Here is an 18,685-nt window from a genome sequence, read left to right as displayed (position 1 = left end):
AATCTGGCTCTGTTCAAGAGCCTGCTGAAAGAAATTTTGAATAAGGAAGTGTGTCGTTATGCCATTGCATATCGTTTTATATCAACCAGAAATTCCAGCTAATACAGGGAATATTGCTCGTACTTGTGCTGGTACGAATACATCGTTACATTTAATTCGTCCACTAGGTTTTTCGACGGACGATAAAATGTTGAAACGAGCAGGCTTAGATTATTGGCATAGTGTGAATATTGTCTATCATGATTCACTGGATGATTTTATAGAGCATTCTAAAAATGGAGATGTTTATTTAATCGAAACGTATAGTGATGAGCCGTTTACGACGCATGATTTTAGTGATCAAGATCGAGATATTTATTTTATGTTTGGAAAAGAAACGACAGGGTTGCCAAAGGACTTTGCATATGATCGACGAGATATGTGCTTGCGTATTCCGCAAAGTGATCATATACGTTCACTCAATTTGTCTAATACGGCTGCCATTGTCATTTATGAGGCATTACGACAACAAGGCTATCCAGGTTTACATTAAAAAGGCAGTTCTCCGCATGTGAGAACTGCCTTTTTAATACTAAAACTTCAATAATACAACATTACCAGCAGGGTCTTCTGTTTGGAATCCACCAGCAATTTCTATGACTGGTGCACCCATTACACGAAGGTTTCCTTTCATAGTGGCTGCTTGTTCTTCGTTATCTAGTCGCAAGGAGAATGTTTTCAAACCCACTTGATTTTGGCCAAGCTTTGGAGCATTTTCTGAGTGCCACGTGTTTAAACCGATATGATGATGATAACGACCTGTTGAAATGAATAGTGCTTGGGAACCATAGCGTGTGACTATCTCAAAACCTAAGCCTTTAGTATAAAAATGCTCAGCTTCTGCTAAGTTGGAGACAGATAAATGAATATGACCCATCACTGTACCAGCAGGAAGTCCATTCCAACTTCCATCTCCTTCTTCTAAAATAGAACGGATATTGAGTGGTTCTGTCACCATATGCACGTAATCATTATGCCATGTCCATTCGCTTTCATCACGATCCACATACACCTCAATACCGTTATGGTCAGGATCATTTAAATAGAGTGCTTCACTGACAGCGTGATCAGAAGCCCCAAGGTGTACACCTTTGTCGTGAAAATGAGTAATGACATTGGCTAGGTCACGGCGAGTTGGCAATAATAAGGCGAAGTGATAAAGCCCTGTCGTCATGCTTCGCTTTTCTTCCACTGCTTCAGGCTGAACAATGGTTAAAAGAGCAGTTTCTCCATCGGTAGTCAACGTAGCTTTATGTGATTCTTGCTGTAAAATTTTAAAGCCTATTATTTCTTGATAAAAGGTTAAAGAGCGTTGGAGATCGCTTACTTTTATTTCAACATTCGTTACATAGGTGTTAGGTTTTTCATGGAAATGCATAGAGGATACCTCCAAATAGTTATCTTTTTTTATTAAGTTACTTTATGTAAGTTAGTTTATTTTAAAAACAAATGAAAGTCAAGTATTTCTATTGTTCTACAAAAAAAGAAAATCACTAAGCCTTGCAAAATGCTTAGTGATTTTCTTGAGCTATTATTTGTCTGCTTTGTAGTCGCCTTCGTATCCAGCGGTAAAAATAGCTGTTAAGAAAGCAACTGTTACACCAATGATTAATAATAATTTCATGGAAGTACCCTCCTCATGTTCTAAAGACATCTCTTTTTAGTATAGCCTATCTATTATAAAAATGAAACGACATAGCGGAATAAAATATGTCAGAAATGGTTCAAACATCTCGATATCGGGAAAACTATAAATGAGGTGATCATTATGGAAAAAAAAGTGCCAAACATTGAAAATGGTTCAATGGCTAGAGATATGAAAGAATTAAAAGATTTGGGAAAACAGATGGAGCATTTACGAGATGGTCTTGAACTGGCAGAGGATGAACGTATTGCTGACCCTATACAATTGGAGGAGGATACGGAAATCGAGAAAAAGTAAGGTTTAAAACAGCTGCTTTATTTTTCTTAAATCCAATTTTTTGTATAATGGTACTAGGAAAAGAAAGGGGTTGTGCTTCTTGCATTTACAATCAACGAAAACATTATCAAATGGTGTAGAAATGCCTTGCTTTGGTTTAGGTGTTTATAAAATGACTGAACGTGAAGAAACATTACAGGCTATTGATAAAGCACTTAAATTTGGTTATCGAGCTATTGATACAGCGTCCTTATATGGCAATGAGGTAGAGGTAGGGGAAGCGATTCGTCATTCAGGCATTCAACGTGAAGATATATTTGTTACGACAAAAGTGTGGAATAATGACCAAGGGTATGATGCCACATTACGTGCTTTTGAGGTTTCATTAAAGAAATTAAATATAGATTACCTAGATTTATATTTAACCCATTGGGCTGTCCCAGAAACTTTTGAAGAAACCTATCGAGCAATTGAACGTCTATACGATGAAAAATTAATTCGTGCGACAGGTGTATCGAATCACCATGAGCATCATTTAGAAAAAATACTGGCAAAGGCAAATACGGCTCCGATGGTCAATCAAGTGGAGTTACATCCTTATTTACAGCAGCTCCCATTACGCGCATTTTGCAGTGAACACCAAATTGCTGTTACTGCATGGTCACCGCTAGGGCGCGGAGGCGTACTTACTGACCCTACAATAGTGGAAATAGGGCAAGAAATCGGAAAGACGGCTGCTCAAGTAGTGTTACGTTGGCATTTACAAAACAATACATTGGTTATTCCTAAATCAGTAACACCAAGTCGAATCGAGGAAAACGCACAGATTTTTGACTTTGAATTAACACAAGCCCAGATGGAGAAAATGGCTACATTAAATCGAAATCAACGATTTGGGCAAGATCCTGATCATTTCAAATTTGATTTTTAGGAAATAAGTAAATCCCGCTCTCAAATAGAGGGCGGGATTTCATGTTGTTGAAAAAAGGTAATGTCAACGGCATAATAAGCAATTTTGTAAGGCGAGGGGTTGATTTCCGTTCCGCCAGCGTCCTTTCCAGGGGGCGTCTGATGAGCCGCTTCACTCACTGCGTTCGCTCCAGGGTCTCCTCTGTGACGCTAAATCCCCTAGGAGTGACGCTGGCTCCACTCCAATCAACCATTCTGCAAAAGTGTCTTTTCCTGAACAAAATAGCCCATTATTTATAGTATAAGAGAGGATAGCCTCTTACTTTCAATGTGGAGAAGTGATGTGTGCCAACACCCCACCATAAAAGAGTAGTGAATACCTTCACTTTTTTGCTAAAAAGTGAACATTTTTATTTTATGGATTGGAGTGGAAGGCTACTTGACTCCCGTGGGAATAGCGAGACAGGCGAGCCCCTGCACGGAGGAAGCGGCTCGGCGCTCGCCCACAGGAAAGCAAGTAGCCTGCAACGGAAATCCTTTTTCACCTTTCACATAAATTCTATGGATGGTTTTGTTTTTCAACACTATGAAATCCCGCTCTCAAATAGAGGGCGGGATTTTTTTACTTACTGCTCGTCCTTGACGGTAATTCGTTTATTTAAAAATGGATGTTCAAATTCTAATTGAATCGCATGGAGCTCGTAGTCATCATTTGCTGTTTCTCGTGCGCCATACATTGTATCACCAATAATTGGATGGCCGATATAGGCTAAATGAACACGAATTTGATGCGTTCGTCCAGTTTCAAGAATGAGGTGGACAACACAGGAATTTTTGTAGCGGGCCACCACTTCATAGTGAGTTACGGCATGCTGTCCCGTGTTGGATACAACCCGTCTTGTCGCATGATGGCGGTCCTTTCCAATTGGTTCAGCAATCGTTCCTGATGATGTACGTAAATTACCCTGTACCTCTGCGGCGTACGTACGAATAATGGATTTTTCTTCAATCATTCGATCAAAAATAGACTTTGCTAATGGGTGTTTTGCTACAAGTAATAAACCTTGTGTCCCTTTATCAAGACGATGAACATGCTCGGCGTATACACCACCTTGTTCTTTAATATGTGCCATAACATGGTTCATACAAGTATGTGTATCACGAGCATCATTCGGATGTGTTGCCATGCCCTTTGGCTTGGAGACGATTAAACAATGTTCATCTTCATAGACTACATCAATAGCACAAACAGGTGTTGGTTTGTAGTTAGATGTCGGAATAGGAAATGTAAATTTTATAATTGTCCCTGCCTGTAAAGGTGTATTCCATTGAATCAGCTCATCATTTGTCAAAGTGATTGCTTTAGCCATACGTAATTCATGGACTAGCTTTTTGCCAAGTCGCCATTGATTGCGTAACAGCTCTTCAACATGTAAGTTATCTTCAGTTATTTCATAATGAAACATAGATCTTCCTCCGTAGAAAAGACCGCATTCCATTGGTAGAACACGGTCTCTCGATTATTTTGCAGCTTTTGAAGCTTTTATTAAATAGAAGCTTGCCCCTGCGATTAAAATAAATGCAGTTAATGCTAAAAACGGAATAGTAATAAAGCCTAGCCAGTTAATATATTGTCCTGTGCAAGAAACCGCGCCGCAGGAAGGGGCATTGTCAGCTAAAAAACTTAGCTTTTGAATTCCGTAATGGTAAAGTGAGATACAGCCTCCAATCACAGAAAACACAGCTGTTGTGACAGCGATACGCGCATTTTTTTGGATCAATGCTACTGTCGTCATAATGACGATTGGGTACATAAAAATACGTTGAATCCAACACAATTTACAAGGTTCATAGTGACGAATTTCAGAAAAGTATAATGAACCTAGTGTCGCTACAGCAGACACTATCCATATAAATAATAAGCCATTTTCCTCTTTTTTAGACATATCCATTCTTCCCTTCATAAAACCATGTACTTGTTCGATTATAGTTGTTCTAGTTTTATATGTAAATCAACTTACACAAAATAAGGTATGTTATGAATTTCAGTCTAAAGTATGAACGACTCAAGCAGACGTCTCCAATCCCTTAATGGTATCATTAACAGTAGTAATGCTAAAGAAGAGGTGTTTTCGTGAGGGAGAATGAGCATTCCAATATTAGTATTTTAAAGGAAATTGCTGAACTATTAAATGAAGAAACTGAAATTGTCACAATGCTAAAAGGTGCACTCATCAAATTTTTAAATGGCACTAAATTTGAAACAGGCTGGATTTTTTTTATTGATGCAAAAGGACGCTCAGAGCTTGTTGTCCATGAAAATCTACCAGAGGCATTGGAATTTAATAATTGTCATTATTTAAACAAGGGTGGCTGTTGGTGCGTCTCCCGTTATCGCAATGAAGAGCTAAAAAAAGCCTCCAATATAATTGAGTGTCAGCGAATTGAAAGTGCCATTGCAGCAAATGTTGGCGATCATGAAGGAATTACACATCATGCCACGGTACCCCTTCAATCTGGACAAGAACGTTTTGGTGTATTAAATGTTGCATCCAAGGACACGGTACGCTTTTCAGAGGAGGATCTAGCTTTATTAGAATCCGTTGCTTTTCAGATGGGTTCAGCTATTAAGCGAATTTTACTGACAAAGCAGGAGCAAGAAATGGCACTTGTGAAGGAGCGTAACCGTCTAGCACGTGACCTACATGATTCCGTTAATCAACTACTATTTTCTGTTACGTTGACAGCGAGAGCTGGTATTGAGATGACGGATGATTGTGATGTGAAAGAAACATTTAAAGAGATCCAGCATTTAACACAAGATGCACTAACAGAAATGCGTGCGCTGATTTGGCAATTGCGACCGAAGGGATTAGAAAATGGTTTACTTGAAGCCATTAAAGTATACGCTGAAATGCTTGGCTTAAAGCTACATGTTATGGTTTCAGGTGTACTGCAATTCCCCTCTCGTATTGAAGAAACATTATTTCGTGTAGCACAAGAGGCGCTCAATAATGTGCGTCGTCATGCAGGGGTGCTAGAAGCAGCCTTGTATATTACGGTTACATCAACAGATATTTTATTGGTGATTCGAGATGAGGGACGAGGCTTTGTCATCGACAATAATACAAAGCTGCTTTCAATGGGCTTACAATCCATCAAGGATCGTGCAAAATCAGTAGGTGGCACTGCTGACTGGGTAAGTGAAATTGGCAAAGGTACGGAGCTGCTCATCCGCTTGCCATATTAAGGGGGAGAGAACATGATACGTGTATTAATTGCAGACGATCATCATGTGGTGCGTCGAGGACTATTGTTTTTTTTAAAGACACAAAAGGATATTGAGGTTGTGGGAGAGGCGAAAAATGGGCATGAAGCTGTATCATTAGCAGAAAGCATTCAACCAGATATTATCTTAATGGATTTAGTGATGCCTGAGATGGACGGCATTCAGGCAACAAAACGCATCAAAGCAAAATTTCCACAAATAGAAATTCTAATGCTGACTAGTTTTTCGGATCGAGATCATGTAGTTCCAGCAATGGAGGCGGGAGCAGCAGGCTATCAGTTAAAAGATATTGAGCCAGATGAATTGGTCTTATCCATTCGTCGTATTATGCGTGGCGAAAATACATTGCATCCAGAAGCAACGACAACGCTTGAAATGGATCGTCAAGAGTCACAAAATGCACCACATTTATTAAATCCACTAACACCTCGTGAACAAGATGTGCTTGCAGAGCTGACAAAAGGAAAGAGTAATCGAGAAATTGCATCCTCACTTTTTGTCACAGAAAAAACAGTGAAAACGCATATTTCCAATATCTTTACAAAGCTACAAGTGCAAGACCGTACACAAGCAGCACTATATGCGGTGAAGCATGGTCTAACAGAGGGTAGCGGTATTTAAACATGTTTCAAAATACGTACAAAAATATAAGGCGAGCTACTACAAAACAAAGTAGTACTCGCCGTTTTTACATTATTTATATTGAACAAATAATTTTTGGGAAATCTCTAATAAGGTAGCACTTGGTGTCAGTGCTAAATCTTCCTGAAGCTTTTGTTTATATGTTTGAAAAATTTTATAAGCTTGTTCGTGAAGCCCTGCCTGAGTCAACGTGTATAAATAATGTTCAAGCTTTTGTTCATTGTAAGGGTCATACTCAAATAAAGCATGTAGAAATTCAAGAGCCTTCTCAGTATCAGAAAGAAACGTTGTTTGAAACCCCTTCTCTAATAACTCTATGTATGATTTCGTTAATCTATCTTTAGCGGCAGTTGACCACTCATAATCATCGAATACAAAGAGGCCATTTTTATAAATAGAAAGACATTGATTAATCAAAGATATGGAGGGAAACTCCAAGCGTGAAAAATCTTCATGAAGTTTTTGAAAATCATATAGATCACACACAATAGTTGGTTTCTCAAAGATATAGTATTTATTTGAAAAGACGATACAGTTTTCATAGCCGATCATATTCAAAGTCTTTCTTAAATAAGAAAGAGCGGTATGGAGATTAGATTTAGCTCGTACATAGTCTAAATCTGGCCATAGGATTTCAATTAAGTAATCCCGATGAATCGGTATGTTTGGGTGCAAAATAAAGTAAGCAAATAATTCCTTCGTCTTTTCTGTTTTAAAAGCCACTAAGCTATTATTGCTATAGACTGCGAATTGATCAAAGCATTGTACGTTTAACACAGTTTGCGTAGCTTGCTGAAGCATTTGCTGGATAGAATATTCATGCTCAATGCGAGCTACCGTTTTTTCTAAACGAGCAGGACTGATAGGCTTTAATAAATAGTCCAGACCACCAATCTCATAGGCTTGTAACGCAAATTCATGATAGGAGGTAATAAAAATTACGCTCACTTGTGGACGTTCCGTTTTGATAATATCAGCTACTTCAAGTCCAGATAATTCTTGGAGTTTTACCTCTAAAAAGATAACCTCAAACTCTAAATTAGGCAGCTCATTCAGAAAAACTTCGACACTTGTAAAGGTTTGAATAACCTGTATTTGTTGAAAGGCATGTAGTTTATTTTGAAAATAGTGTAAAGCTAAAGGTTCATTGTCTATTAAAACGGCTCGAATCATATCAAACTCTCCTTTTTACAATTAAATTGATAACGATTAAACTCTAGTTCATTTTTGGTGAAAGGCTTCCTATATAGAGTGAAGGGCAAGAAAAGTGAACATCACGTAACTTTTCTATTAAAAATTTGATACTAGAAAAAAGCAATCAATGTTGTAGGATTTTCACAGGCGAGAGTCAAAGAATCCTGTAGTATATTGTCACACACCACGTCAAATCCCTTCATAGAAAGTATTCGCCGTTCATTATATAGAAGATAAAAGTTTTTTATGTTGTGTAAGAGAATTGAAATAATTGTTTAGGCGTTTACTATTAAACTATTCTTATAAAAAAATGAAATAGCATCGTATTGGGAAATAAAAGCTGGACATGTAGCCAAAGCATTGTATTTTCTTATATTGTAAAAATAGTATAATCATTGTAATAATTAATCAGGCGTTATTATAGTACATTTGTCTTAAATAAAACTCAAAAAGTACTTAAAAAATACTTAAAAAGATAGGTTGTTAGTAATTGAAACGAAAAGTTGTATAGGAATTATGGGATATGGATGGAGGAGGATTTCGCTATGAAATTAGAACGTCTGCTAACAATGACGATGATTTTAATCAATCGAAAAAAAGTTAAGGCACAAGAACTAGCGGAGCTATTTAATGTATCCGTTCGGACGATTTATCGAGATATTGAAACACTTAGCTGTGCAGGTATCCCTGTTATTAGTCAACAAGGTGTGAATGGTGGCATTCATTTAATGGAGGGTTACCGTGTTGATAAACAAGTGTTGACGAAGGATGAGCTTATTTCACTTTCTACAGCTATTAAAAGTGCCTTGACTACCTATGAGGATTCGCACGCTGAAGCAGTTCTTGAAAAATTAACATGTATTGCTGATGACCAGGTCAAACAATCTATGGATCACCTTTTTGTAGATTTTAGTCCTTGGGGGCCGAACGTTCTTTTTAAAGAGCATATGACGACATTAAAGAATGCAATAGAGAGCATGCATTGTGTAAGCTTTTACTATTCTACTACGCATGGTGAACAAACAAGTCGGATAGTTGAACCTCATACAATTGTTCAGAAAGGAAAGACCTGGTATTTATATGCCTATTGCACATTAAGAAAGGACTTTCGTTTATTTAAACTTGCGAGAATCAAGAATTTATTGCAAGAGGAGACTATCTTTGAGCGTAAGGAAGTGAATTTAAGTGAGCTGCCATGGGGGAAAAAATGGCATCAACCACAAAACGTCGTCAATTTAGTTATTTTTTTTGATAAAGCCATCACAACATTGGTGGAGGAATCTTTTGGAGCAGAGTATATAGATCATGAGCAGTCTATCATTAATATTGCCATACCAGAGGATGAATGGCTTTATGGCTTCTTGCTTAGCTTTGGTCATCGTATAAAAATCATAGAACCGCTATATATAAGAGATATTATCCAAAAACGCGCACAAGAAATTGTCCTTTTATATAAAAATCAAGACAATTGATGACATACAGCTGTCAGGTTTCCTTTGCTATAGTAAGAACAAATAAAGCGAAAGGTGGAATGACGATGCAAAGCTATTGTCAAAGCTGTGGTATGCCATTAGTAGATGAGGCATTATTAGGTAGTGAAAAAGAAGGGCACAAAAGTCAGGAGTATTGTACATATTGTTATGAGGGAGGAGAGTTTAAACAACCTCAATTAACAGTGAAAGAAATGATCGAAATATGCGTACCACATCTTCAGGAAGATGGTATGCCTGAAAATGAGGCACGTCATATGCTGACATCCTTTTTACCAAGTTTAAAACGATGGAGAAAAGATGAATGGAAAGAGCCAAAAATGGTGGAATTGGAGTCCTTTCAAATCATAGGAATTTCAGCTCAAACAAGTAATGCAAATGAAATGACAGCACAAGCTAAAATCCCACAATTATGGGATCACTTTTACCAACAAAATATTTCAGGCCAAATAGCTGAACGTAAAAATAACAATATTTATGGTTTGTATTCAGACTATGAGACGGATGTGAATGGAGATTACGCCGTTACACTAGGTGTAGAAGTGTCAAGCAATGATGATGAAACACCAGCTGGTTTAGTCGTTAAAACGATGCCAACAGCTAAATATTTAGTTTTTACATCTGAGAAAGGAAGCTTGCCAGAGGTTGTTATCCAAGCTTGGCAAGAGATTTGGGCATGGTTTGCAAATGCTACAGTTGAACGAACATATACAGGGGATTTTGAATTGTATGATGAACGATGCGCTAATCCACAAGAAGCACAGGTAGATATTTATATCGCCATTAAATAAAAACAAGTCTCCTACCAATTAATTGGTAGGAGACTTGTCGTCGTTTTGTGGAGGAATCAATTCTACATGGGGCTCGATATGCACAAGAACCTGACAAAAGCGATTTTCGCGCATAATGGTATGCTCAATTTCTTCAGTAATGCGGTGACTTTCAAAAACATTTAAATAAGGGTCAACGGTAACCGTTATGTCGATGAAGTACATATTTCCATGTGCACGCCCTTTAAAGTCCAAGAGCTCGATTACACCATCCACATTACGGATTAAGACCGATAATGTCTCCACTTCATCAATATCAAATGCATCTGTCAGACTTTGAACAGCTTCCCAGAAGATTTCTACTGCTGTTTTAATAATTAAAAAGGCAACAATGAGGGCTGTCAGAGAATCGATGATCGGAAAGCCAAAAATAGCTCCAAAAATACCGATGGCTGTGCCGATACTAACAAGGGCATCCGAGCGATTATCAAATGCTGCTGCCTTAACAGCGGCACTTTTAATTTTTTTAGATAGTGCCAAATTATAGCGATAAACGACATACATGACAACGGCACTACCGATTGCTACATAAGCAGTTAACAGGGAAGGTGTTGTACCAGTTGGCTGCCATAAATTTTGTAAAGAATTAATAAGTACTTGGAGACCGACTACAAGCATAATGAATGATGCAACTAAAGAGGCAACCGTTTCAGCACGTAAATGTCCGTATTGGTGGTTAGAATCAGGCGGTCTTTGAGCAATGCGTAATCCAATCAGTACGGCGATGGAGGCGATGATATCCGTGGTATTGTTTAAACCATCTGCTTTTAATGCTTCTGATGTACCAATGTAGCCAATAGTAAGTTTGGCAGAGCTTAGGATTAGATATGTACCAATGGATAGCCAAGCACCTTTTTCCCCTTGCCGTAAATTTGTATAGAGCTCCATTTTGTTTCCCCCTCGCAAAACTTTCGGACATTAGAAAACGACTCCCTCTTAAAAAGGGAGTCGTTCGATCTATTTATTACGGTATTTGCTCCCATCTATAAGATGTGAAGGAAAGACCATATATATAGCTCGGATTATACAAGCGTGATTTCAATAATACCATGACAAGTACAACGAGGCAATTCAATTTCAGTCCATGACTGCGTCAAATTCATTTGATAAATCACTTTCAGGTAATTTCAGAACTTCTAAGTATAAAATATGGTGCCCATCTAATTCTTTTGCGATAAATTCAAAACCTTGCTCCTGAATACTGTCTCCTTCGACTGCATCAAAACGCTTCGTCATGAACCAACCGCCGATCGTATCAATATCATCATCTTCTATGTCAGTACCTAGTATATCATTTACATTTTCAAGAAGCATCTTAGCATTTAAAATAAAATGATTTTCTGCAATTTCCTGTACTTCTGGGATTTCATCTTCATCGAATTCGTCTTGAATATCGCCGACAATTTCCTCAATAATATCTTCAATCGTCACTAGACCAGATGTTCCGCCATATTCATCCATTAAAATGGCCATATGAATACGTTCACGTTGAATTTTTAGTAACAAATCGTTAATTTGCGTTGTTTCCATCACTCGAATAATCGGTTGCATATAGTCCATAACAGGCTTATCACCATTTTTGGAGTCTTTAATGTAAGCGGTTAACAAATGCTTCATGTTGACTAAGCCGATAATATGGTCTTTATCTCCATCAAGAATTGGATAACGAGTATACTGCTCGACACCCATTAAATCGAACACTTCTTTAATTGTTAGCTCTTTTTCAATGCCGACAATTTCAGTCCGAGGAACCATAATTTCTTTTGCAAGACGATCTGAGAACTCAAAAATACTGTTAACATATTCATATTCTGAGTTATTAATTTCTCCACCTTTTAAACTATCCGATAAAATCATTCGCAGCTCTTCCTCTGTATGGGCTACTTCTGATTCTGACATCATTTTTAAGCCGAAAAGACCAGTTAAACCACGGGCAGATCCGTTTAATAACTTAATGATTGGATACGTAATATTGTGGAATAAAATTAATGGGCCAGATAAGTTTAATGTGACAAATTCTGCTTTTTGGATGGCTAATGTTTTTGGCGCCAACTCCCCAATAACAACATGCATAAACGTTACGATTGAGAATGCAAGTATGAATGAAAGGATAGATGTAATACTACCATTCAAATTTAGAAATTCAAACACTGGGTGCAAAATGATTTCGAATGTAGGTTCACCTAACCAACCTAAACCAAGTGCAGTGATGGTAATACCTAACTGACACGCAGATAAATACTCATCTAAATCTGAAACAACTCGTTTTGCATTTTTCGCTTTCTTATGCCCTTCTGCGAGCAATTGATCAATGCGGGTAGATCTCACTTTTACGATTGCAAATTCAGTTGCAACGAAAAATCCTGTCATTATAATTAGTAGGGCGAATGCCGCCAACCTAATGGTTATCTCCAATATGTCTCCGTCCAAATAATTCCTTTGTTCCCGCCCGAATGAGGGAAGTAAACAAAGTGTACACCTCCTATGATTTAAAAAATTGTTGGATGTCTCAATAATAAATTATTTAAAAGAAAAACACAAATATTGACAACGATTTTTTCGCTAGTTTTTCCAGTACCTTTTTGAAAAAAGTAACTAGATTCAAATACCAAAAGATTGTAATTGCCATAGCTATATGCTAACTTTAAAAAGAGCAAAGATAGTTTGTTTAGGGAAAGAAGCATTTTGCATCTCATATATTACGACACGTCAAAAAATCTCAAGAGTGCTTTAGCTTGCGGATTTTTTTAAATGAATTATTTTTTATAGCTAAAAGGGGAGTCTCGATTATTTGAGACTCCCCTTTTCTATGCAAAAAAAATGTTGCCATTTTTTACTCGGTTATTCTTGTTGGAACCGTAATTTTAAACATGCCTTTTCAACATCATGAATGGTTTCCTTACTAGGTATTACGCCTGTGAAGGGAGCAATAGATACAGGTGCTTTTTCTGTAATGCCCTGCTGTGTTAATACATAATTTTTTCCATTATACGTTAAATAGAACATTTTACTTGATTTCTTCCCGAAAGAGCTAGTAGAAGAATCAAAAAAGCCCTTTAATTGACTGCAATATTCATTGTAGAAGTCGCTTTTATAGCCAGAAAGTTCTTCGAATTTTTTACTATTCATAGTACCCGCTTCATTGGTTAGTTCGAATATTTTGGTTGAAAATTCTGAAAAAAATTCTTTTACTTTTGTACGAATTAATGCTTTTGAATTATAGCTGTTTAAGTCATCCGAAAGTGTGACTTTACTCATTGAAATGGCCCCCTGCATAAAAAACATTTACTATTAAGCTGATACCATAAATGTATAAGAAAAATATACAAATTTCAACATGAATCAACATAATTAGCTTAAAGGACGTGCTATTAGTTAGTAAATATAGGTAGTTTTATGCGGAATTATTACGAAAAAATGACTACTTTTTTAGTCGTATACGTGGAACAGCATGAGTTCATGTATCATTTTTTTAACATCCTCTTCGTTTGGTGGAATTGGTCCTATCCATTGAATTGTCCCATCCTTTATATATTCAGCCTGATATCGTTGTCGTTGATAAAAAAATGAAATAGCCCACCCAGGAATTTGGGAATTGTCAAATAATGGTTTAAAACTGAAATGCTGAATCATCATCTAAACCTCGTTTCTATTGTATGTAGTTCATATTATTCAAGGATAATGGTAATTTTGCAACTATTCGCTTTTAGGATAGAAGTTAATAGCATAAGATTGGAAATTCTAAAGAGGATATTTCTTTCGTAGAAAATCATTGCTCTGCTATAATGAGTGCAGAAGGCGACAAAATACGCCAATCGTGAATACAATTGAAATGAGAGGATACTAATGGATAATTTTATCGTGACATTACTTTTTATGGCGATTATTGGGGCGGCAATTGGTGGCGTAACAAATCATCTGGCCATTAAAATGCTTTTTCGTCCACATAAAGCAATATATATTAAAAACTGGCGATTACCGTTTACGCCAGGTCTTATTCCAAAACGACGTGATGAATTAGCAAAACAGCTTGGTCTCACAGTAGTAAATTACTTATTAACGCCTGAAACATTTAGAAAGAAATTTTTCTCAAAAGATATTCAGGACAAAGTAGAACAATTTGTGCAAGCAAAGGTTGAAGAGACAGTCTTTACAAACGATAAAACCATTCAGGATTGGCTAAACTTAGCAGGATTTTCACAACTGTCAGCTACCATTGAGCAGAAGGTTGAAGCGATAGTTGAGGGACAATTTTCGGCAGTAAAGAATACACTATCAACAAAATCAATTCGTTCTCTGCTATCTGATGATATTCAAAATACGATTGATGCTAAAATTCCTGTAGCGGTTCATCATATTTTAGAAAAAGGTGAGGATTACTTTTTATCACCAGAAGGCGAAATGACAATCAAGGCGATGATTGATGATTTTTTATCATCAAAAGGCTCTCTTGGTGGCATGATCAATATGTTTTTAGGTGATTCCTCCTCACTTGTTGGTAAAGTTCAACGTGAGCTTGTGAAGTTTTTACAAGCGCCAGGAACGTCAACATTACTAACAAAAATATTTACACAGGAATTGGAAAAATTAAAAGATCGACCAGCAATGGACTTTTTACAAGACGTTCAATTTGAACCAATTTTATCGAAATTACAAGTGTACGTGAAAGAGCAATTAGCAATCGCTGAACGTTTAAATCAACCGATTTCTTATTACTGGCCTGAAGGAAATGAGTGGGCGAAGTATACGGTGATTCCACAAGCTATAGAAAAAGCTTTTGTGAAAGCTGAGGAAAAACTTGAGGATGTACTAAAACGTTTAAACTTACAAGAGGTTGTTAGAGAGCAGGTAGACTCTTTCCCAGTAGAAAAATTAGAGGAGCTTGTATTAGGTATTTCAAAACGTGAGTTTAAAATGATTACCGTATTAGGTGCAGTTCTTGGTGGATTGATTGGGATTGTGCAAGGTTTAATTGTTTACTTTATTTAAAAGGAGAATGTATGAATGATTAATATTTATAATGACATTAATGCGTTAGAGGCAACTTTTCGGAAGATTCCTGAGTTTGAAGCTTTAAAAGCTGCAGTTGAAGTTGTAAAGAATGATGAAGAGGCATTAAATGTCTTTAAAAACTTCCGTAAAATCCAAATTGATTTACAGAAAAAACAATTAGCAGGTGAGGATATACTGGAAGATGAGCTTGTCTATGCACAAAAAGCAGCACAGCTTGCACAGCAAAATGAAAAAATCTCAACGATGCTTGAGTCAGAAATGAAGTTAAGTAAAGTAATCGAAGAAGTGAATCGCATTTTAATAAAACCTATTCAAGGTTTATACGAAGGAATTCAATAAATAAAAATGTGATAAGTCGCAATTTAAAAAGGAATAATTGTCCTCGGAATTGCACATATAACAAGTAAGAAGAAAACGTGTATCCGCAAGTGGTCGGTACACGTTTTTACTTTATGTATAAGTCAGGGAGTATCGGAGGTTATGATTATGCATGTCATCATTGAATGGACTTATAAAACACCAAAAGGAGCAACAACTGTTTTACGTTCAGCTGAAATGCCTGCTGCTCAAGCATTATTACTAGCAGAGGATATGGAAAGAACGGGAAGAGTAAAATCGTTACATTGCATAGATCGGCAAGATACCAATTGGTCACTGAAAGAGCTAAAAGCCTATTTAAAGGAAATAGAGACGGAGCCGCATAATATTACTGTCTATTTTGATGGTGGGTTTGACCTTGGGACAAGGCAGGCAGGGTTAGGATGTGCCATTTATTATGAACAAAATGGTAAACCTTTCCGATTAAGAAAAAATGCCTTTTCGTCTGAACTAAAATCAAACAATGAAGCAGAGTATGCGGCACTTTATTTAGGTTTAGTGGAGCTGGAATTGTTAAATGTTCACCATTTGCCTGTGAAAATTATAGGAGATTCGCAAGTAGTCATCAATCAGTTAAATGGGGAATGGCCTGCTTTAGAAAAGGAGTTAGCAAGCTGGGCAGATAAAATCGATGCCAAGCTAGAGCAGTTTAACATTCAACCGGAATATCAGCTGGTCTCCCGTAAGGATAATGCTGAAGCGGATCGTCTTGCTACACAAGCGTTAAATGGTATAGATATTACGGGCTTGAGAGAGATTGTAAAAGACTAACGAAGAAGAGGAGGCAGTAGTGACTGTTACCTCTTCATAGTGTTGAAAAACAAAACCATCCATAGAATTTTTGCAAAAGGTGAACATGGATTTCCGTTGCAGGCTACTTGCTTTCCTGTGGGTGATCGGGAGTCAAGTAGCCTTCCACTTCAATTCATAAAAATGTTTCTTGTTAGCAAAGGTTTTGTAATAAAGTGAAGTATTCACTTTAGCAAAGGTTTTCAAATAAAGTGAAGGTATTCACTACTCTTTCTGGAGGGGGGTGTCACTCATCGCTTCTCCACATTGACAATAAGAGACTATCCTTTCTCTACTCATAAAAAATAATGAGTTATTTTCACTACGGCTCGTATGAAAGATAAGGAAAAGACACTTTTGTACATGGTTGATTGGAGTGAACGCAGTGAGTGAAGCTTGCTCATCGAATGCCCCCTGGAAAGAACAATGGCAGAACGGACATCAACCATCGCCTTTCAAAATGGCTGTTTCTGCTGATGACATCACCTTTTTTCATAAATTTCTCTGCTTATGATGAAACTTTTCCCATTTTAAAACTACTACTCCTTTGAACCCAAACAATAAGGAGAGATTTTTATGAACATGAAAAAGTTAGCACCAGTGGCAATGACTGCATTATTATTTGGAAGTGCCATAGTGCCAGTAGCTTCAGCAAATGAGCAGCATGCTACAGAAGCAGAAGTACCACAAATTCAAATAGATCCAGTACACATTTTCAATAATACGCGTGGTACTGTGGAAGATGTTCGTGTTGGAGAAAACATTACATACTACACTGTAAAAGACGGCGAGCAAATAAATGTATTAGAAATGACGAAAGATACTCTTGTGTTTGACAATACAGGTAAGAAAGTGGATCTTCAAAAAGGAGATAAAGTAATCGCTTATACATTTGCCAACAAGCCTCAAAAATATATTTATCCACCACAATTCAATCCTGAGGTTGTCATTGTAGAATCAGAAGAAGTTGGCTTTGTTGAAGTTGATTATTACTTTGAGGATTTAACGAATACGTATGATATGTTAAAACTAAATATCGGTAATGAAACAGAGCTATTAAACGCAAAAAGTGAAAAAGTAGAGGCTAAAGATTTAACAGAGAAGCACCTAGTTGTTTTCTATACAGCCTCTACTAAAAGTATTCCAGCACAAACAACACCATCTAAAGTGATTGTACTGGATGATTATCCCGCAACTACGACGAATCCAGTAAATGAAGAAATTGATAAAATTATCACATCAGACTCTTACGAAGTAGCTGGTACAAAAATGGTGCCATTACGTATAATTGCTGAAAAGCTTGGCTTCAAAGTGGACTCAACTGGTAAAGGGGCTATTCTTACAAAGGGAAATATGTCTTACACATTGAAGCGTGGAGAAACAACATTTGGCTATAATAAAGCATTACGCACACTAAAAGTAGCACCAACACTGAAAGACACAAAAACCTATGTACCGGTTGAATTTGTTGAAGAATATTTAAAATAAAAGATTAAAGATGATATCAATAGCTGAAAAAGTCTTTTTGACCAAGGCAAAAGGTTGATTTTCGCTCCGCCAACGTCCTTTCCATGGACGTCCGACTCTGGGAGGATAGCGAGACGGCGAAACTGATTTTGTTCGGCGTAAAAGCAGCAAGTAAGTGGCCTAAAACGAAAAGCCTTTTTCGAAAGTTTATTGTTTGTTTTTTAACACTAGGAGAGTATGCCGAAAGTTTTTGGCATACTCTTTTCATTTGTGGTCATTATGCTATTGCTATGGGATAGTAGTTTTTCAAGGAAGCATAGGTAGGATACCTTTTTGCAAATTGTTGAAGACATTGCTTAAAAGACACTGTATTCATAAAATTTTTGGCTAATGTCATTTCATCTGAATACAGTAAAAATTGCTGGGAGTGTTGTTGAATAAATTCTCTTGCTTTTTCATAGTGCTCATTGATAGAGATGGCACCATAAATGTCTTGTTGGTTGATTATATAGATAAAATCACAAAGAACATGATGTGTGCCATATCTAAATAAAACCGTTACATATAATGTTTTTTCATCACAACGTTCTAAGTCAAACTGGTGAAATGTTATTTCTATTTGATGTATAAAGCGAGAAATGTCTATTCGGTTGCTATTTTTTAAAATAAACACTATCAACACCACCTTTTTAAAAATTATAATGATAAAGAAATAGTTTGTCTA

Annotated in this window: 20 protein-coding genes; 11 read left to right on the top strand and 9 right to left on the bottom strand. The window is 36.9% G+C overall.

Annotated elements, in window-relative coordinates; translation table 11 throughout:
* The first annotated feature begins 58 nt into the window (after nucleotides 1-58).
* Nucleotides 59-532, top strand: a complete 474-nt coding sequence (gene trmL, locus MHI04_RS18740) for a tRNA (uridine(34)/cytosine(34)/5-carboxymethylaminomethyluridine(34)-2'-O)-methyltransferase TrmL (protein WP_058844476.1) — start codon at nucleotides 59-61, stop codon at nucleotides 530-532.
* Nucleotides 533-571: 39 nt separating this feature from the next.
* On the opposite strand, the gene MHI04_RS18735 is transcribed toward trmL, so the two are convergent.
* Entirely contained in the window at nucleotides 572-1,417 is an 846-nt protein-coding gene (locus MHI04_RS18735) for a VOC family protein (protein WP_340809446.1), read from the bottom strand.
* A gap of 390 nt (nucleotides 1,418-1,807) precedes the next feature.
* Between MHI04_RS18735 and MHI04_RS18730 the strand changes: the two genes are divergently transcribed.
* Both MHI04_RS18730 and MHI04_RS18725 read left to right on the top strand, forming a co-directional pair.
* Nucleotides 1,808-1,981, top strand: a complete 174-nt coding sequence (locus MHI04_RS18730) for a hypothetical protein (RefSeq protein WP_170829926.1) — start codon at nucleotides 1,808-1,810, stop codon at nucleotides 1,979-1,981.
* Nucleotides 1,982-2,060: 79 nt separating this feature from the next.
* The gene (locus MHI04_RS18725) at nucleotides 2,061-2,891 is read left to right on the top strand and encodes an aldo/keto reductase (RefSeq protein ID WP_036119032.1); all 831 of its coding nucleotides are present in this window, start codon (nucleotides 2,061-2,063) and stop codon (nucleotides 2,889-2,891) included.
* A gap of 604 nt (nucleotides 2,892-3,495) precedes the next feature.
* Here MHI04_RS18725 and MHI04_RS18720 read toward each other — a convergent pair.
* Together MHI04_RS18720 and MHI04_RS18715 are read right to left on the bottom strand one after the other, a co-directional pair.
* Nucleotides 3,496-4,335 (bottom strand): RluA family pseudouridine synthase, encoded by an 840-nt coding sequence (locus MHI04_RS18720; RefSeq protein ID WP_036118609.1) that lies wholly within the window; start codon nucleotides 4,333-4,335, stop codon nucleotides 3,496-3,498.
* Nucleotides 4,336-4,389: 54 nt separating this feature from the next.
* Entirely contained in the window at nucleotides 4,390-4,815 is a 426-nt protein-coding gene (locus MHI04_RS18715; protein WP_036118605.1) for a disulfide oxidoreductase, read from the bottom strand.
* Nucleotides 4,816-5,003: 188 nt separating this feature from the next.
* Here MHI04_RS18715 and MHI04_RS18710 point away from each other — a divergent pair, with 188 nt between their 5' ends.
* Both MHI04_RS18710 and MHI04_RS18705 read left to right on the top strand, forming a co-directional pair.
* Entirely contained in the window at nucleotides 5,004-6,119 is a 1,116-nt protein-coding gene (locus MHI04_RS18710) for a GAF domain-containing sensor histidine kinase (RefSeq protein WP_036118602.1), read from the top strand.
* Nucleotides 6,120-6,131: 12 nt separating this feature from the next.
* Entirely contained in the window at nucleotides 6,132-6,779 is a 648-nt protein-coding gene (locus tag MHI04_RS18705) for a response regulator transcription factor (RefSeq protein WP_036118599.1), read from the top strand.
* Between the two features lie 72 nt (nucleotides 6,780-6,851).
* Here MHI04_RS18705 and MHI04_RS18700 read toward each other — a convergent pair whose 3' ends face one another.
* Nucleotides 6,852-7,973: a response regulator gene (locus tag MHI04_RS18700; protein ID WP_036118596.1), complete on the bottom strand. Its 1,122-nt coding sequence runs from the start codon at nucleotides 7,971-7,973 to the stop codon at nucleotides 6,852-6,854.
* 566 nt (nucleotides 7,974-8,539) lie between these two features.
* Between MHI04_RS18700 and MHI04_RS18695 the strand changes: the two genes are divergently transcribed.
* Together MHI04_RS18695 and MHI04_RS18690 are read left to right on the top strand one after the other, a co-directional pair.
* Nucleotides 8,540-9,466: a YafY family protein gene (locus tag MHI04_RS18695; protein ID WP_036118592.1), complete on the top strand. Its 927-nt coding sequence runs from the start codon at nucleotides 8,540-8,542 to the stop codon at nucleotides 9,464-9,466.
* 65 nt (nucleotides 9,467-9,531) lie between these two features.
* Nucleotides 9,532-10,275, top strand: a complete 744-nt coding sequence (locus MHI04_RS18690) for an effector binding domain-containing protein (protein ID WP_340812109.1) — start codon at nucleotides 9,532-9,534, stop codon at nucleotides 10,273-10,275.
* Nucleotides 10,276-10,293: 18 nt separating this feature from the next.
* Here MHI04_RS18690 and MHI04_RS18685 read toward each other — a convergent pair whose 3' ends face one another.
* From MHI04_RS18685 to MHI04_RS18670, 4 genes are all read right to left on the bottom strand, one after another.
* Nucleotides 10,294-11,202, bottom strand: coding sequence for a cation diffusion facilitator family transporter (locus tag MHI04_RS18685; RefSeq protein ID WP_036118586.1), 909 nt, complete (start codon nucleotides 11,200-11,202; stop codon nucleotides 10,294-10,296).
* Nucleotides 11,203-11,391: 189 nt separating this feature from the next.
* Nucleotides 11,392-12,711 carry a hemolysin family protein gene (locus MHI04_RS18680; protein WP_170829877.1) on the bottom strand — a complete coding sequence of 440 codons (1,320 nt, stop codon included), beginning with the start codon at nucleotides 12,709-12,711 and terminating at the stop codon, nucleotides 11,392-11,394.
* 444 nt (nucleotides 12,712-13,155) lie between these two features.
* Nucleotides 13,156-13,572 carry a hypothetical protein gene (locus tag MHI04_RS18675; RefSeq protein WP_342535095.1) on the bottom strand — a complete coding sequence of 139 codons (417 nt, stop codon included), beginning with the start codon at nucleotides 13,570-13,572 and terminating at the stop codon, nucleotides 13,156-13,158.
* A gap of 171 nt (nucleotides 13,573-13,743) precedes the next feature.
* Nucleotides 13,744-13,947, bottom strand: a complete 204-nt coding sequence (locus tag MHI04_RS18670) for a YheE family protein (protein ID WP_342504465.1) — start codon at nucleotides 13,945-13,947, stop codon at nucleotides 13,744-13,746.
* 213 nt (nucleotides 13,948-14,160) lie between these two features.
* Here MHI04_RS18670 and MHI04_RS18665 point away from each other — a divergent pair, with 213 nt between their 5' ends.
* From MHI04_RS18665 to MHI04_RS18650, 4 genes are all read left to right on the top strand, one after another.
* The gene (locus MHI04_RS18665; RefSeq protein WP_036118576.1) at nucleotides 14,161-15,303 is read left to right on the top strand and encodes a DUF445 family protein; all 1,143 of its coding nucleotides are present in this window, start codon (nucleotides 14,161-14,163) and stop codon (nucleotides 15,301-15,303) included.
* Between the two features lie 15 nt (nucleotides 15,304-15,318).
* The gene (locus MHI04_RS18660; protein WP_036118573.1) at nucleotides 15,319-15,666 is read left to right on the top strand and encodes a YlbF family regulator; all 348 of its coding nucleotides are present in this window, start codon (nucleotides 15,319-15,321) and stop codon (nucleotides 15,664-15,666) included.
* A gap of 147 nt (nucleotides 15,667-15,813) precedes the next feature.
* On the top strand, nucleotides 15,814-16,476 hold the full coding sequence (locus tag MHI04_RS18655; protein WP_036118570.1) for a ribonuclease H family protein: 663 nt from the start codon (nucleotides 15,814-15,816) through the stop codon (nucleotides 16,474-16,476).
* 594 nt (nucleotides 16,477-17,070) lie between these two features.
* Nucleotides 17,071-17,982, top strand: a complete 912-nt coding sequence (locus MHI04_RS18650; protein WP_342535094.1) for a copper amine oxidase N-terminal domain-containing protein — start codon at nucleotides 17,071-17,073, stop codon at nucleotides 17,980-17,982.
* Nucleotides 17,983-18,238: 256 nt separating this feature from the next.
* On the opposite strand, the gene MHI04_RS18645 is transcribed toward MHI04_RS18650, so the two are convergent.
* The gene (locus tag MHI04_RS18645) at nucleotides 18,239-18,634 is read right to left on the bottom strand and encodes a hypothetical protein (protein WP_036118100.1); all 396 of its coding nucleotides are present in this window, start codon (nucleotides 18,632-18,634) and stop codon (nucleotides 18,239-18,241) included.
* Nucleotides 18,635-18,685 lie beyond the last annotated feature (51 nt).

Source organism: Lysinibacillus sp. FSL K6-1151, from assembly GCF_038630755.1.
Classification (GTDB): Bacteria; Bacillota; Bacilli; order Bacillales_A; family Planococcaceae; genus Lysinibacillus; species Lysinibacillus fusiformis_D.
The sequence above is the reverse complement of the archived record's forward strand: the minus strand, read 5'-3'. Positions and strand labels throughout refer to the sequence as shown.